Annotated in this window: 13 protein-coding genes and 2 pseudogenes; 9 read left to right on the top strand and 6 right to left on the bottom strand. The window is 44.4% G+C overall.

Annotation, left to right across the window (positions count from 1 at the left end):
• Positions 1 to 251, bottom strand: a pseudogene (locus ACHZBG_RS17490) (hypothetical protein); the annotation flags it as partial.
• A gap of 373 nt (positions 252 to 624) precedes the next feature.
• On the opposite strand from ACHZBG_RS17490, the gene ACHZBG_RS17485 reads away from it, so the two are divergent.
• Together ACHZBG_RS17485 and rbr are read left to right on the top strand one after the other, a co-directional pair.
• Positions 625 to 1,050, top strand: a complete 426-nt coding sequence (locus ACHZBG_RS17485) for a transcriptional repressor (protein ID WP_320130751.1) — start codon at positions 625 to 627, stop codon at positions 1,048 to 1,050.
• Positions 1,041 to 1,580: a rubrerythrin gene (rbr, locus tag ACHZBG_RS17480; RefSeq protein ID WP_320130750.1), complete on the top strand. Its 540-nt coding sequence runs from the start codon at positions 1,041 to 1,043 to the stop codon at positions 1,578 to 1,580. The genes ACHZBG_RS17485 and rbr overlap by 10 nt, the downstream gene beginning before the upstream one ends.
• Before the next feature lie 85 nt (positions 1,581 to 1,665).
• On the opposite strand, the gene ACHZBG_RS17475 is transcribed toward rbr, so the two are convergent.
• The 3 genes from ACHZBG_RS17475 to ACHZBG_RS17465 all read right to left on the bottom strand — a co-directional run bounded on the left by ACHZBG_RS17475 (position 1,666) and on the right by ACHZBG_RS17465 (position 5,324).
• Positions 1,666 to 2,904: an amidohydrolase family protein gene (locus ACHZBG_RS17475; RefSeq protein WP_320130749.1), complete on the bottom strand. Its 1,239-nt coding sequence runs from the start codon at positions 2,902 to 2,904 to the stop codon at positions 1,666 to 1,668.
• Between the two features lie 84 nt (positions 2,905 to 2,988).
• Positions 2,989 to 4,698 (bottom strand): glutamine--tRNA ligase/YqeY domain fusion protein, encoded by a 1,710-nt coding sequence (locus ACHZBG_RS17470; protein ID WP_320130748.1) that lies wholly within the window; start codon positions 4,696 to 4,698, stop codon positions 2,989 to 2,991.
• 92 nt (positions 4,699 to 4,790) lie between these two features.
• On the bottom strand, positions 4,791 to 5,324 hold the full coding sequence (locus tag ACHZBG_RS17465) for a hypothetical protein (protein ID WP_320130747.1): 534 nt from the start codon (positions 5,322 to 5,324) through the stop codon (positions 4,791 to 4,793).
• A 79-nt stretch (positions 5,325 to 5,403) separates the two neighbouring features.
• Here ACHZBG_RS17465 and ACHZBG_RS17460 point away from each other — a divergent pair, with 79 nt between their 5' ends.
• From ACHZBG_RS17460 to uvrB, 4 genes are read left to right on the top strand one after another with little or no spacing between them, the layout of a single operon-like run.
• A complete protein-coding gene (locus ACHZBG_RS17460; RefSeq protein ID WP_320130746.1) occupies positions 5,404 to 6,210 on the top strand; it encodes a phosphohydrolase in 807 nt (268 codons plus the stop codon).
• 13 nt (positions 6,211 to 6,223) lie between these two features.
• Entirely contained in the window at positions 6,224 to 7,195 is a 972-nt protein-coding gene (locus tag ACHZBG_RS17455; protein ID WP_320130745.1) for a carbohydrate kinase, read from the top strand.
• A 36-nt stretch (positions 7,196 to 7,231) separates the two neighbouring features.
• Positions 7,232 to 8,524 carry a trypsin-like peptidase domain-containing protein gene (locus ACHZBG_RS17450; RefSeq protein WP_320130744.1) on the top strand — a complete coding sequence of 431 codons (1,293 nt, stop codon included), beginning with the start codon at positions 7,232 to 7,234 and terminating at the stop codon, positions 8,522 to 8,524.
• A 6-nt stretch (positions 8,525 to 8,530) separates the two neighbouring features.
• On the top strand, positions 8,531 to 10,600 hold the full coding sequence (gene uvrB, locus ACHZBG_RS17445; RefSeq protein ID WP_320130743.1) for an excinuclease ABC subunit UvrB: 2,070 nt from the start codon (positions 8,531 to 8,533) through the stop codon (positions 10,598 to 10,600).
• Here uvrB and ACHZBG_RS17440 read toward each other — a convergent pair.
• The gene (locus tag ACHZBG_RS17440; protein WP_320130742.1) at positions 10,590 to 11,579 is read right to left on the bottom strand and encodes a caspase family protein; all 990 of its coding nucleotides are present in this window, start codon (positions 11,577 to 11,579) and stop codon (positions 10,590 to 10,592) included. The two genes, uvrB and ACHZBG_RS17440, sit on opposite strands and share 11 nt — an antisense overlap.
• Before the next feature lie 193 nt (positions 11,580 to 11,772).
• On the opposite strand from ACHZBG_RS17440, the pseudogene ACHZBG_RS17435 reads away from it, so the two are divergent.
• The 3 genes and pseudogenes from ACHZBG_RS17435 to ACHZBG_RS17425 form a co-directional block, all read left to right on the top strand.
• Positions 11,773 to 12,525: pseudogene (locus ACHZBG_RS17435) on the top strand (helix-turn-helix domain-containing protein); the annotation flags it as partial.
• Positions 12,526 to 12,547: 22 nt separating this feature from the next.
• Positions 12,548 to 13,099 carry an IS3 family transposase gene (locus tag ACHZBG_RS17430; protein WP_320130753.1) on the top strand — a complete coding sequence of 184 codons (552 nt, stop codon included), beginning with the start codon at positions 12,548 to 12,550 and terminating at the stop codon, positions 13,097 to 13,099.
• Positions 13,083 to 13,163 carry an IS3 family transposase gene (locus tag ACHZBG_RS17425; RefSeq protein WP_394699429.1) on the top strand — a complete coding sequence of 27 codons (81 nt, stop codon included), beginning with the start codon at positions 13,083 to 13,085 and terminating at the stop codon, positions 13,161 to 13,163. Before ACHZBG_RS17430 ends, ACHZBG_RS17425 begins: the two co-directional genes overlap by 17 nt.
• A gap of 3 nt (positions 13,164 to 13,166) precedes the next feature.
• Here ACHZBG_RS17425 and ACHZBG_RS17420 read toward each other — a convergent pair whose 3' ends face one another.
• The gene (locus ACHZBG_RS17420; protein ID WP_320130741.1) at positions 13,167 to 13,532 is read right to left on the bottom strand and encodes a TfoX/Sxy family protein; all 366 of its coding nucleotides are present in this window, start codon (positions 13,530 to 13,532) and stop codon (positions 13,167 to 13,169) included.
• Positions 13,533 to 13,539 lie beyond the last annotated feature (7 nt).

Here is a 13,539-nt window from a genome sequence, read left to right as displayed (position 1 = left end):
ACACCCAGAACTGCAAAAACAAGGGAATTTCGTATAGGAAGCAGCATTCGTTGGTCTGTAAATACGGAAATGAAGTTTTTCAATCCGACATAATTATAGGTTGTGGTGATGCCGTTCCAGTCGGTAAAAGCTATGTTTATTCCCAGAAAAAAAGGAATGACAATAGAAAAACAGAACATAATAAATCCAGGCAAATTGAATAAGTAAGCTGCTACTTTCCTGTCATCTACTCTTCGTTTCCGTTGTTTCATATAAGCTCCCATCTGAAAATGATTATACGGTCCATATTGTTTTTTTGTCAAATAATTTATAGAAATTTACTAATTATTATGCCTTATAAAAAGAAATTATTAATAATAAAATATTAATTTATAATAATATAAATAAAACATGTTATTATTTTATTGATAAAAAATTTACTAATAATGATGAAGTAAAATTAAAACAAAACAAAACCATGGTTTTCATTTTTTTATTTCTTGTTCACTATCGTCAGTGTCAAGGTCTACGAATTTAAGCATATGTTGCATGCCCTTAGATGGGTTCATTTTGGAAATATCTGTTGACAGTAGTGTTTGATTGATTTACTATACTAATTAGGAATTATTACTAATTAGGGAATGCATGAAAGAAACTCGCAAGACTATACAGAAAGAATTGGTTCATGAAGCAGTAATGGTCTCTTGTGACCATCCCACTGCAGAGCAAATCTATGACTCAATCATTCTCAAGCACCCAACGATAAGCAAGGCAACTGTTTACAGAAACCTGAATCTTTTGGTAGAGGATGGAATTATTCTGCGCGTTCGTGTGCTAGGTGGTCCTGATCACTTTGACAAAACCATACGACCCCATTACCATATACAATGTAGGGTTTGTAAAAGAGTCGACGATATTGAGGTTTCTCCTGATCTCGGGATACAGACGAAGATAATCAATGCCAAAGGGTTTGAAGTAGATTCCTATGAAATTGTTTTTACCGGGATTTGTCCCGATTGTCTAGAAAAAAATGCTGCCAAAAGCAGTGAAGGAGCACAAGTATGGAATTGAAAGGATCAAAGACCGAAGCTAATCTGGCTGCAGCGTTTGCAGGTGAGTCACAGGCAAGAAACAAGTATACGTATTATGCCTCAAAGGCACGGAAAGAAGGGTACGAGCAGATTGCCGACATGTTTGAAGAAACTGCAGGAAATGAAAAACAACATGCCAAGCTATGGTTCAAGTTGCTTCATGGCGGAGCAGTCGCCGACACAGAAACCAACCTCAAGGATGCCGCAGCCGGCGAGCATTATGAATGGACCGATATGTATGTGAATTTCGCAAAGGAAGCCCGTGAAGAAGGTTTTGCGAAGATTGGTACTTTATTTGAAATGGTAGCTGCCATCGAGAAGACGCATGAACAGCGCTACCTTGATCTCTTGAAGAATGTAGAGGATGGTTTGGTATTCAGCAGGGACGATGAGCAAATTTGGAGATGTTCCAAGTGCGGTCATATTGTAATCGGGAAGAAAGCACCTGGTATGTGCCCTGTTTGCGGTCATCCTCAGGCCTTTTTTGAATTGGTCAACAAGAACTACTAGAAGATAGGAAAATAACCCCTTGTTTGTAAGGCAAGCTTGAAAGGCTTGCCTTTTTTGCGTTCAAAACTCTATGCCATGGAAACTCTCATTCTGGAATTCCCATGAATTTCAAAGGGTTTGACTGCACAAACAAATTGATTTCCTCATTGGAAAATGGTGATTGCTCAAAAATCTGGTAATAGCGCGAATACGATTCCACTTTGAATAGGTTGACGCAGAAATCGGAACCAAACATCGTTCTGTTACGGATGATATCTGCTTTTTCTGAATTTTGTGTCTTGATGTAATTATCCAATTGGATATAGAAATCAGAAGTAGTTCCACTGAAAGAGACATCTGCATATACCTGTGGAAAAGTTTGCATCAATTCGATGATTTCATAGAACCAAGGAGAATCGGGCAAATTGTTTGCCGCAGCACTGATCATATTTATGGGGTTTTTTTGCAATTTATTATACTGCCATCCATAATGGGCGAAATCGAGTTTTAGGGAAGGGTAATGCTCCAAAACAGGTTTGTAGGAGGCGGGAGAAGTATACAGCCAAGCTTTTTTTGTGCTGATGGTCCTGAATCCCTGGTCATCGCAATGGGTTATGATAGGGATGCTGTTTTTTTCACAGAAATCATAGATCATGCAGACCTTTTCTTTCTCTGCTTCATCGGTGGGCCAAGGATTGTATCCGAGTGGGGGATAGAATTTAATTCCGAAGAATCCCTGTTTTCCTTTTCTGATCTTGTCCTGGGCTATATAGGTTTCCAAAAGGTCTCCTATGAATTGCAGGTTATGTTCCGGGGGAGTAATCCCTATGAGTGGGAAGAATTCAAAAAGCCCCTCTGGTCTATTCTTATGGTACCAGTCAATGCCTTCAAGTGTATCCTCTGCATATTTAAGGATTTTTTGCACATTATTCGGTGGGTAATACAAGCTATCTTTTTTGTCTTTTCTCTGGGAAAAATCCATAAGAAGAGGACACATGGCCATTTTGTCATAGGTAGTGTCACGAAAATGCATTTTGCCTTCATGTATGAACGGAGGATCCTTTTGTTCTCCTTCTTTTTCCTTGGTTTGGAATTTGCCCTGAAGATCATCTTCCATCATAGCAAAGGTCTGCCCTATTGGTTGGTCGAATGTAATCAGGGTGTTCATTGCCCTAGTGAGCATTTGGGAATGGACAAGGTTCTTATTTGTCAGGATATAGCTTGGCGAAAGCGCTCCACTGGTTAATAAATTCGGCAGACCTTCCTTGATCGTGGACATGAGACTTAAGAGATTTGGATGCTCCAAGGTCATGACATGGAAATGTTGGTCAAAAAAATAGCTCATTTTTTCCTCTTTTTCCTTTTAAGGGTTGTCAGTCCTTTGCAATGAAACGGAAAGGGACGCTTGAAACGCCCCTTTCGCTATTCCCTAGATACCCATTTTCTTTTTCAGCTTTGCCCAGGAATCCTTGAGGGTGACTGTCCTGTTGAATACAGGATGTTCGTTACTGCTATCCTTGCTGTCGACACAGAAATATCCGTTACGGATAAATTGCAGATAGTCTCCGACCTTTGCCTGAAGTATTTCAGGTTCTGCCTTTGCATCCTTGATGACTTTCAAGGAATCGGGGTTGAGGTCATCCAGATAATTGCCTGTTTCTCCTCCTGGATACTCGGTACTGAAGAGTTTGTCATAGAGTCTTACCTCAATGGATACTCCCTCAGTGGCACTTACCCAATGACTGGTTCCCTTTACTTTTCTGCCATCGGCTGTCGTTCCTCCACGGGATTCACTATCATAGGTGCAATGAACCTCAGTAATGGTTCCCTCAGCATCCTTGACAACCGAATGGGCCGTGATGTAATAGGCATATTTCAAGCGGATTTCGTTCTCTGGATACAATCGATGGTATCCTTTTGCAGGGACTTCCATGAAATCTTCGCGTTCAATGTACAACTCCCGACCAAAAGGAATCTTGTGGGTTCCACAATTTTCTTGTTCAGGGTTGTTGTCTCCGTCAAAATACTCTATCGAATTCTCTGGGTAGTTATCAATGATTATCTTGAGGGGATCGAGGACGACCATAAGCCGCTCGGCTCTCTTGTTAAGGTCTTCCCTTACACAAAACTCCATCAAGGAATAATCGACGACACTTTCAACCTTTGCAACACCAACTCTGCCGACGAAATCCTTCATTGATTCAGGAGAATAGCCCCTTCTTCGAATTCCGCTGATAGTAGGCATTCTGGGGTCATCCCAGCCAGTTACTATTCCCAGGTTGACCAAGTTAAGCAACCTGCGTTTACTCATAAGCAGATAATTGACATTCAATCGTGCAAACTCGTACTGGTGTGGGGCATGTTCGATTCCGTCAATTTCCGTAGCCCAGTCATAAGCCGGCCGATGATCTTCAAATTCCAAAGTGCAGATGGAATGGGTGATACCCTCGATTGCATCACTGATCGGATGGGTAAAGTCATACATGGGATAAATACACCAGGTATCTCCAGTTCTGGGGTGCGTGGCATACTTGATTCGATAGAGGGCAGGGTCGCGCATATTGATGTTAGGGCTTGCCATATCTATTTTTGCACGAAGAATATACTTTCCCTCAGGACATTTTCCTTGGCGCATCTCCTCGAAGAGACGAAGGTTTTCCTCGATGGTTCTATCCCTATCAGGACTATTCTTCCCGGGTTCTGTCAAAGTTCCTCTATATTCTTTCAATTCTTCGGCGGAAAGACTATCAACGTAGGCTTTTCCCTCTTTTATAAGTCTTAATGCAATTTCATAGAGTTGCTGGTAATAATCTGAAGCATAAAATTCATACTTTCCCCAATCGAAGCCAAGCCAGTGGATATCTTCCTTTATGGAATCGATATATTCCATATCTTCCTTGGCTGGATTGGTGTCGTCCAAACGCAAATGGCAACGGCCACCGTATTTTTGGGCAAGACCAAAATTTATGCAAATCGATTTAATATGACCGATATGCAAATATCCATTGGGTTCTGGGGGGAACCTGGTGACAATGGTATTGTCAGGTACCCTACCGTTAGCTAGGTCATCCTCTATGATTCTTTCAATAAAGTTGAGGGAGACCTTTTCCTTCTGCTCTTCAGCATGCAGCTCTTCCATGAATTGTCCTTCCTTGATTACCCTTTCAAAGGGCTTGGTATGAAGATTTAGGAATAATATCATATCTACATTGCTTGTTACAGTGGGTTGAGTTATTGAACCTCTGTTTTTGTATAACGGATTGAATGCACCTGGGATTCATAGGAATCTTTGTTCTCGTTGGCAAAATATACCCCGAAACTAATAGCCTGTTGCATCCCAGGCAAGGAGGTCTTGGTTACAAGAGAAAAACAGGGATCCTGCATATCTTGTGCATATGAGATGGAGACATTTTCCCCGATCCTGTCCAGTTGCCAGAGAATTTGCGTGGAGGTAGATGAAAACGGAATATGACTTGAGGTTTCGTACCCCCTTATGGAGGTGTGGATCGTCAAGGTGTCAGTTGATAATCCAACAGCTGCATAGGAGAGGTCACTATGGTAGACGCAAATGCCGCTCTCTCCTCCCACTGGGGCGATTTCAAGGAGAAATCTGCAAGAAAAATCTTCGTCACTTACGGCCAATAGCAAAGGACAAGAGGGCAGCTCGGTTTTTCCTGAGACGGCCAACGAAACTTCCTTGAAATCTTTTTTCCAAATTTCCGGTTTGCCTTGCCATCGGAAATCTCTCATCATTACTTTCTTCATGTCGATAGTATATCCCTCTTATACTTTTTTTTCCACTGAAGGCTTTCCCGTCTTTGAAAGTTGTTGTACTCTTTATTGTATGAAGTCACCAAAAGAACATATTCTAGACAGACATCTGCTTGGTCTGCTTGATCAAGGAAAACCTAGTTATCAATTGGGAAAACTCTTGGTCTCCGATCCTGAAATCGGGGCTATCCAGGATTTTGCCAACACTGTATCCATAAAACGCCTTAATTATAACGATCATGGGCCTGTTCATATGCGCCAAGTTGCCTATAATAGTGTCCAGATGCTTTCTTTGCTTCAGGATGCGGGAATAAAGGGATCGATGGAAACCGAGGAATCGGGAACCTTTGATGACAGCGTTTGTGCCGTAATGCTGGCAGCCTTTTTGCATGACCTGGGGATGAGTGTGTCTCGAACCGATCATGAAATTACAGGCATCATTATTGCCAGACCCATTATGGAACGTCTCTTGAAAGAAGTTTTTCCCAATGATTTGGGAAAACAGGTCGCCATTATTTCGGTAGCTACCGAAGGAATCCTTGGGCATATGGCCAATAGAAGAATCAACAGCATTGAAGCAGGGTTGCTTCTGGTAGCCGATGGTTGCGATATGGAAAAAGGTAGGGCCAGGATTCCCATGAGTATAAGCTCTGCCCCGAAAACCGGTGATATCCACAAGTATTCGGCAAATTCAATCGAGAAGGTAACGATTCGCAAGGGCGAGCACAAACCGATTCTCGTTGATGTTGACATGTCCAGCGACGTAGGGTTTTTCCAAATCGAAGAAGTTTTGCTTCCCAAGATTGTCATGAGTCCTGCCAAGCAATATGTTGCGGTTTTTGCAGGAGTCGTAGGGCAACCGAAAAAGCAGTATCTATAGGAGGGTGTTTGTTATGATTGGAGTAATCGGAGAGGCATTGATAGATTTCATTGGGATTTCTCGCGAAGAGAGATCCTATAATTTTGCATCCTTTGTCGGTGGCTGTGGCTTGAATGCGGCAACCGCGGCTGCAAGACTGGGGTCGTCTGTCAGTTTTTTTGGAAAACTGTCAAATGATATGTTTGGAGTCAGGATACTTGACCATCTTGTAGACAACAAGATTCTCTTTGATCCGGAACTTTGCAACTCCTTTTTGCCTTCCATGATTGGCTTTGCCCAATTGGATGATCAAGGGAAGGCCCAGTATGCTTTTTATAGCAAGAACACCGCATCCGTTTGCCTTACTTCGGAAGAACTTTGCAATTCAATGTCCAATCATTCAAATCTAAAGGTCCTGCATATCGGCTCGGTCTCCTTGGCGATCAAGCCAGGATGTGATGAAATCCTTGATGCCATCGATTTTTATACCCCTCGTCCCATTGTCTTCCTCGATCCTAATGTACGCCCCACGGTCATCGAGGATTTTGAAGCTTACAGGGCCCGACTTTTCAAGGCTTGCAAGCTTGCCGATATCATAAAACTCAGCGATGAGGATCTCTTGTTGCTCTATCCCGGACTTGCTGTGGAGGAAGCGGCAAAAACGCTTTGTTCCGAAGTCTCGGCACATGTCATCCTGACTAGAGGGAAACAAGGCAGTACTTGGTTCAGTCCCAAGAAGTTCTCCGTAAATTCGCCGATCATTGATTTACCTGTAGTAGATACTGTAGGAGCAGGTGATACTTTCAGTGGAGCCATCCTCTCATTTTTGCACGAAAATAATTATTTTGGACAAGATGGTGAAGATCCTGTCTTGCATGACCTCGACAGGGAAATCATAGAGAAGGCCATGCGGTATGCAAATGCAGCTGCTTCCATCAATTGCTCCCGAAAAGGATGCAATCCACCTACACAAGAGGAAGTCGAAGCTCTGGTTGGCTCAATATAGTTGTCATCTACTGCTATTTGGCTGTAAACTTACTGTATGCTCAAGGATTCACGAAAAAGATTCATACAGGTTCTTGTTGCCTTGGCTCTCTTGGTTTTGGTAATCCTTTCCGCGGTCTTGCTTTGGCGGTGGACAGAATCAATCGGGGCTAGTGCAAAGCGCAAGGAATTGGAAAAAGTTCTCCACACCATCGTCAAGGACGAAGGTGAGGCAGGATTGCTTTCAATGGCAGGTGTTACGGTAGATAATATTTTTTATGGGGACGAGGGAGTATCCTTGTTTGAAGGACAAGATACTTCCTGGCGATATAGCGCCGATGAAATGCAGAATATCAAGGTCTATGAAAACTGCAACAAAAGCGTCGTACATATTACGACAACCTTGGATGTTACCGTGAACTCTTTTATGGAAGTTCTTCCTGCCCAGGGAACCGGCAGTGGTATAATTCTCTCTACCGAGGGCTATATCCTGACCAATGCCCATGTAGTGGAAAAAGCCACCAGTCTTACGGTAAAGCTCTTTGACCAACGTTCCTATCCTGCGAAATTGGTCGGCTTGGATAGTGAGGATGACCTGGCAGTCATAAAGATTTCCGTTGATAAGGCGACTCCTCTTTTTCCCATTACAATCGGTACGAGTGAGGATTTAAAAATCGGCCAGAAAGTGATAGCCATAGGAAATCCCTTTGGATATGACCGGACTATGACTGTCGGTATCGTCAGTGGTCTTAATCGTCCAGTAAAAACTGCCGAAGGCAAGGTTATCATGGATGCCATCCAGACAGATGCCTCCATCAATCCCGGAAATTCTGGAGGCCCTCTTTTGAATAGCAGGGGAGAGGTCATTGGCATCAATTCCTCGATTTACTCGACAACAGGCAGTTCCCAGGGACTTAATTTTGCCATACCCATAGATACAGCGATCTCCGTTATCCCTGATCTGATAAAACTTGGAAGAGTAATTCGTGGATGGCTTGATATAATTCCGGTGCAATTGACTCCGCAACTTGCTGCCTATGCAAAACTTTCCGTCAGCAAGGGAATTTTGATCAGCCAAGTGGTAAGTGGAGGGCTTGCAGAGAAGGCTGGACTTAAAGGTGGCACCCAGGTGGTGCAGTATGGTTCAAGTGTCATCTATCTGGGTGGTGATGTGCTTCTCTCTATCAATGGGCATCCTGTGGAAGAGCTCAACGATTTGTATCTTGCTCTTCTCAATACCCGTAGTGGTGACAAGGTAAAGGTATTGATAAATCGAAAGGGTGAAGAAAAAACCTTGGAAATTCAATTAGTCGAACGAAGTGCACAAAATGTAAGTGCCTTGGTACGGTAGGAAATAATGAAAGAAGTAAAAGTAGATGGATCCTGGGGTGGTGAAGCCGTGGAAAATATCCACGGAGAAGTATCCAATGAACAAAAGCGTTTTGTGGTCGTTGCCCCCTATAGTCCTTCAGGAGATCAGGCACAGGCAATAGAAAAACTTGCCCAAGGCCTTGTTTCCGGGGATAAATGCCAGACGCTCAAGGGTGTGACCGGTAGTGGCAAGACCTATACGATGGCCAAGATAATTGAACAAGTTCAACGTCCGACCTTGGTGCTTTCCCATAACAAAACCCTTGCCGCACAATTGTACAGGGAGTTCAAATCATTTTTTCCTGACAATGCAGTGGAGTATTTTGTTTCAACCTATGATTATTACCAGCCTGAAGCCTATGTTCCTGGCAGGGACTTATATATAGAAAAAGCCACCGATATAAACCAGGAAATCGATCGCCTTCGATTGTCTGCCTCGTTTTCCCTCATGGAACGGCGTGATGTCATTGTTGTAGCCACGGTTTCCTGTATTTTTGGACTTGCCAATCCTGTATCGGTAAGGGATATGGTACATACCTTTACCGTAGGGGAAGATTTCAATCATCATGATGTCCTGGACCAACTGGTTCGTATGCAATATGAACGAAACGATATGATTCTCAAACGGGGTGCCTTTCGCGTCAAGGGTGATATCATTGAAATTTGCCCTTCCTATTTGGAGAATGCCATACGCATTTCCATCGATTGGGATGAAATTGCTTCCATTCAATGGTTTGACCCAGTTTCAGGGGAAAAGCAGGAGTTGGTACATAGTTTTACTTTGTATCCGGCCAAACAATTTGTCATGCCCCAAGAACAGGTACGAGCTGCAATTGAACGAATCAAGAGTGAAATGAACGACCAGGTTGAATACTTCAATAGTCTGGGACGACCTCTTGAAGCAGAACGGATAAAAACCAGGGTAGAGTATGATTTGGAGATGTTGGAAGAAATCGGCTATTGTTCCGGGATTGAAAATTATTCCAGGCCTCTTTCCGATAGGAAAGCGGGAGAACGACCTGCCGTATTGCTTGATTATTTTCCTCCTGATTTCATTACGTTCATTGACGAGTCCCATGTGACGTTATCGCAAGTGGGAGCAATGTATGAAGGCGACCGTTCCAGAAAACTCAACCTGGTCAATTATGGTTTTCGATTGCCTTCGGCTTTGGATAATCGTCCTCTGAAAGCTTCGGAATTTGTGGATGTTGTCGGCCAGCGGGTATTTGTATCTGCGACCCCGGGGCCAGTGGAACTTGGCCAGAGTTCCCAGATTGTCGAGCAAGTCATTCGTCCTACCGGGTTGCTTGATCCCAAGATCGAGGTTCGTCCGACTGAAGGTCAGATGGAAGATCTCTATGGTGAAATCCGCAAGACCATAGCCAAGAAGCAAAGGGTGCTGATTACTACCCTGACCAAACGAATGAGTGAAGATTTGACCGATTATCTAGCAGGTCTTGGGCTTAAGGTCCGCTATCTGCACTCTGAGATAGAGACGATTGAACGTGTGGAAATTCTCAGGGATCTTCGTCTGGGAACTTTTGATGTATTGGTTGGAATCAATCTGTTGCGGGAAGGCCTCGATCTTCCTGAGGTTTCCCTTATTGCCATCCTTGATGCAGATAAAATAGGATTTCTTCGTTCCGCTACCTCGTTGATCCAGATAGTCGGACGGGCTGCCCGAAATTCTGATGGAAGGGTAATTATGTATGCTGATAAAATGAGCAGTGCCATGGAACAGGCAATCGGGGAGACTGAACGCAGACGTTCAATCCAGATGGCCTACAATGAAGAGCATGGCATTACCCCGACTACCATTATCAAGGCAATTCAGGATATCATTGAACGAGAGCAGGCAGATACCAAACAAAACCAGAAGCAAGATATTGCCATCCTCAAGGATGGGTACAACATGCTTAGTGCCAATGATCGAAAGAAATATATCAAGGCACTGGAAAAGGAAATGTTGCAGGCTGCGAAGAATCTGGAATTCGAACGGGCAGTCGTGATAAGGGATGAAATTGAATCGGTGCGCAATGGGCAGTTCAATACGTAAAGAGAATCAAGTCCCTGCATCCTCCGGTAACTTGGGGATGTTGATAAAGATATTTTATTTTTCCTTCCGTTGGAATCTTCTGGTGGTCGTGAATGTAGGCATAAAGGCTGTCAGTCGTGACAGCCTTTTTCTTGCAGGCAGGAGGAAGAAACTTTTCAGGGACTTCTTTTTCAGGATTCCAGCCCAAGCCTTTAAGCAGGGCTTCTGTGAAATATCCATGAGGATGAGAACTCTCTCGGGGTTCCTTGCTGGTGTTGTCGGCGGTCGTCGCGGCGAGAACAAACAATGATGGAATTGCATATTCCTTGGAAATGTATTGCCTGAAGGCCTCATGGATATAGGATGGATTTTCTATCAAGGAAACTGAAGAACCATTTCCTTTGACAAAGGAGCCACAATAGCAGCTATCCAGAATAAGGAGCTTCCTCCCTGGAAATTCTTTCAGGGTGCCCAGAAGGGTCTCGACATCCAGCAGACATTGGGTATCAAGAGTTCCGTCTTCCTTGAAGATATATCCCTTTTGATTCAGAGGGGCCACCACGAGCGATCCGTCGTTGTATCCATGGCCACTGAAGGAACATAGGAGAAGGTCTTCTTCTTTCATTGTCTTGCAGAGATTCTGTAAGGTATTGAGGATATTGATTTTGGTAGGAAGTATTGGATTGGTGATTTCATCATAATCATAGAGTGGGCGATATGATAGTTCCTCCCGTATTTTTCCACCAGTTTGGAGCATTGTCATGCCATGATAGCGCTTGTGGGAAAGGGTGCAGGCTGATTCAAGGGCTAGGGCAGTTTCCCTGGCATCATTGATGGTTCCCGATAGATAGGCGACATTTGTGCCATGATAGTTAAGGCCTATGGCAAGATGGTAGAGCTCTCCCCTGGCAGGTGGAATTCTGTTTAGCTCACACCCAGCGAAAAACAGTATGAGCATGATGAATATGCCCAAGATACAATTCATATACATTTTTTTCATTTCCATTCCTTTCATTGAATTGAAGGAGTGAAATATGGGTAATTACTTCAACTGATGGGAAACCCGGAAAATATGGATTTTGCCTAGGAGTTTGAAAGAAAAGGGTTTGCATGGATTGTAAAGAAGCCCTTTTGGTTATGTTGTGATGAACTTTCCCCCGTGAATTGGAGAAATCCAAACATGGGGGATTGTTATGTCAAAGATCAGCAAAAAGACGAAACTCAAGGCCTTGAAGTTATTCAAGCAAGGATGCAAAGGCAAGGCCACCGCAAAGAGACTGGGTCTCAATCCGTCAAGCACCAGGCGGTGGTGCAAGCAATACGAAGGTGGAAACGAGAGCTGGGTGTACTGTACCTACGACCGTAGATACGAGGCCATGAACGAGCAAGTAAAGGAAGGGATTGTCCTCAAGTCGCTGTCCAAGGAAGAAACCAAATCTGGTCTTTGCCGCAAATACGCCTTGTCGATTAGTGTTCTGAATGTATGGATTCGGAACTATACTGAGTACGGGGTCTGCACGAGAAAGAAAGGCAGAAAGAGGAAAGGTGGACACAATGACGGAATTGGAACGGAAGAAGATGGAAGAGCTCGAGAAGCTCGTAAGGCAACAGCAGTCAGAGCTCAAGGGGATGCACGACGGGATTATCTTCTACAGGACGTACTTCCAAATCTGCGAGGCAGAGGAGACGGATCCGTCAAAAAAAAAGTTCTATCAGCAGTTGCTGAGGCACGGAAGCTCGGAGTCCCTGTGACCCGTTCGCTCAAGCTGGCAGGCATCTGCCCGAGCACCTACTATTACTGGGAACAACACAAGGATGATTCGGTCAACAATGATGTCTCCATAGCATCGCACATCAGGCAGATACAAGAAGAGACAAACTGGTCCTACGGGATTCCAAGGATGACGCAGGAACTGAAGGCGAGGTTCGGGTACGTGCAACTGAACCACAAGCGCGTCGGAGCGGGTCATGAAGGAACATGCCCTGAACGCGAAGGTCCGCATCCGACGGTTTCCCAAGGGCTACTATCGGATACGGAAAGAAACTGCAAGGGAACTGCCACAAAACATACTGGCCAGGGACTTCTCGGCAGAGGGGCCCATGTGCAAGCTGGTGACCGACATCACGTACCTTCGTGTCGTGGGGGGCTGGTTGTTCCTGGCCGCGGTCAAGGATTTGTACGACAACGGGATCGTGAGTTATGTCATGGAGGAGCACCAGAGCCTCGCCATGGTCATCAAGGCCATCCAGCAACTGGTCGACAAGGGATTCGATCTCCATGGCGTCCTCATCCACTCGGACCGGGGATGGACCTACACGAACATGGCCTATGTCGACTACCTTAGGGGTCTCGGTGTGGTGCAGAGCATGTCCCGCAGGGGAAACTGTTGGGACAACGCCTGCATCGAGAATTTCTTCGGCCTCATGAAGTGTGAGACCATCTACCAGAACAGAAAGAGACTGCTAACCAAGGAAGAGATGGAACAGCTGGTAAGGGGAATACATCGCTTGGTACAATGACAAGCGAATACAAAAAAAACTAGGCTACCGGTCTCCGGTGCAATACCGTCAATCAGTAGCCTAGCTCTCAGAACTCTCCAACTCTATGGGGAAAGTTCATGATGTGAGTCTTCTTTGGGTATTTTTTTGATTTTTGTCCAACCAAGGCATTGCAGGTAAGGTTGGTCAATTGATGAAGGACCTGAGCATTTTCCAGGTCAGCAATGAGAAAACAGGGCTTTGCCCCAGGATAGGGGGCTGCCGTCTCGGCATCTTGCATGAGTGTCAGGCCCTGGTTGGTTATTTTTATAAAAAGTTGATCATCACAGACAGTTGCGAAGAATATCCCGTTGCAATAGAGTCCATATTCACCGAACATCTTTTTGTACGTGATGATTCCTGCGCTTTGCAATTGATTGCAAACATATTCCACAAATTCACTGCTTGATGCCATGACTGCC

Source organism: uncultured Sphaerochaeta sp., from assembly GCF_963676625.2.
Taxonomy (GTDB): Bacteria; Spirochaetota; Spirochaetia; order Sphaerochaetales; family Sphaerochaetaceae; genus Sphaerochaeta.
The sequence above is the reverse complement of the archived record's forward strand: the minus strand, read 5'-3'. Positions and strand labels throughout refer to the sequence as shown.

What these genes read in the sequence shown, in the direction of transcription:
- ACHZBG_RS17485 (WP_320130751.1), top strand. Translation starts at nt 625, where the DNA reads ATGAAAGAAACTCGCAAGACTATACAGAAAGAATTGGTTCATGAAGCA.
- rbr (WP_320130750.1), top strand. Translation starts at nt 1,041, where the DNA reads ATGGAATTGAAAGGATCAAAGACCGAAGCTAATCTGGCTGCAGCGTTT.
- ACHZBG_RS17475 (WP_320130749.1), bottom strand. Translation starts at nt 2,904, where the DNA reads ATGAGCTATTTTTTTGACCAACATTTCCATGTCATGACCTTGGAGCAT.
- ACHZBG_RS17470 (WP_320130748.1), bottom strand. Translation starts at nt 4,698, where the DNA reads ATGGAAGAGCTGCATGCTGAAGAGCAGAAGGAAAAGGTCTCCCTCAAC.
- ACHZBG_RS17465 (WP_320130747.1), bottom strand. Translation starts at nt 5,324, where the DNA reads ATGAAGAAAGTAATGATGAGAGATTTCCGATGGCAAGGCAAACCGGAA.
- ACHZBG_RS17460 (WP_320130746.1), top strand. Translation starts at nt 5,404, where the DNA reads ATGAAGTCACCAAAAGAACATATTCTAGACAGACATCTGCTTGGTCTG.
- ACHZBG_RS17455 (WP_320130745.1), top strand. Translation starts at nt 6,224, where the DNA reads ATGATTGGAGTAATCGGAGAGGCATTGATAGATTTCATTGGGATTTCT.
- ACHZBG_RS17450 (WP_320130744.1), top strand. Translation starts at nt 7,232, where the DNA reads ATGCTCAAGGATTCACGAAAAAGATTCATACAGGTTCTTGTTGCCTTG.
- uvrB (WP_320130743.1), top strand. Translation starts at nt 8,531, where the DNA reads ATGAAAGAAGTAAAAGTAGATGGATCCTGGGGTGGTGAAGCCGTGGAA.
- ACHZBG_RS17440 (WP_320130742.1), bottom strand. Translation starts at nt 11,579, where the DNA reads ATGAAAAAAATGTATATGAATTGTATCTTGGGCATATTCATCATGCTC.
- ACHZBG_RS17430 (WP_320130753.1), top strand. Translation starts at nt 12,548, where the DNA reads ATGAAGGAACATGCCCTGAACGCGAAGGTCCGCATCCGACGGTTTCCC.
- ACHZBG_RS17420 (WP_320130741.1), bottom strand. Translation starts at nt 13,532, where the DNA reads ATGGCATCAAGCAGTGAATTTGTGGAATATGTTTGCAATCAATTGCAA.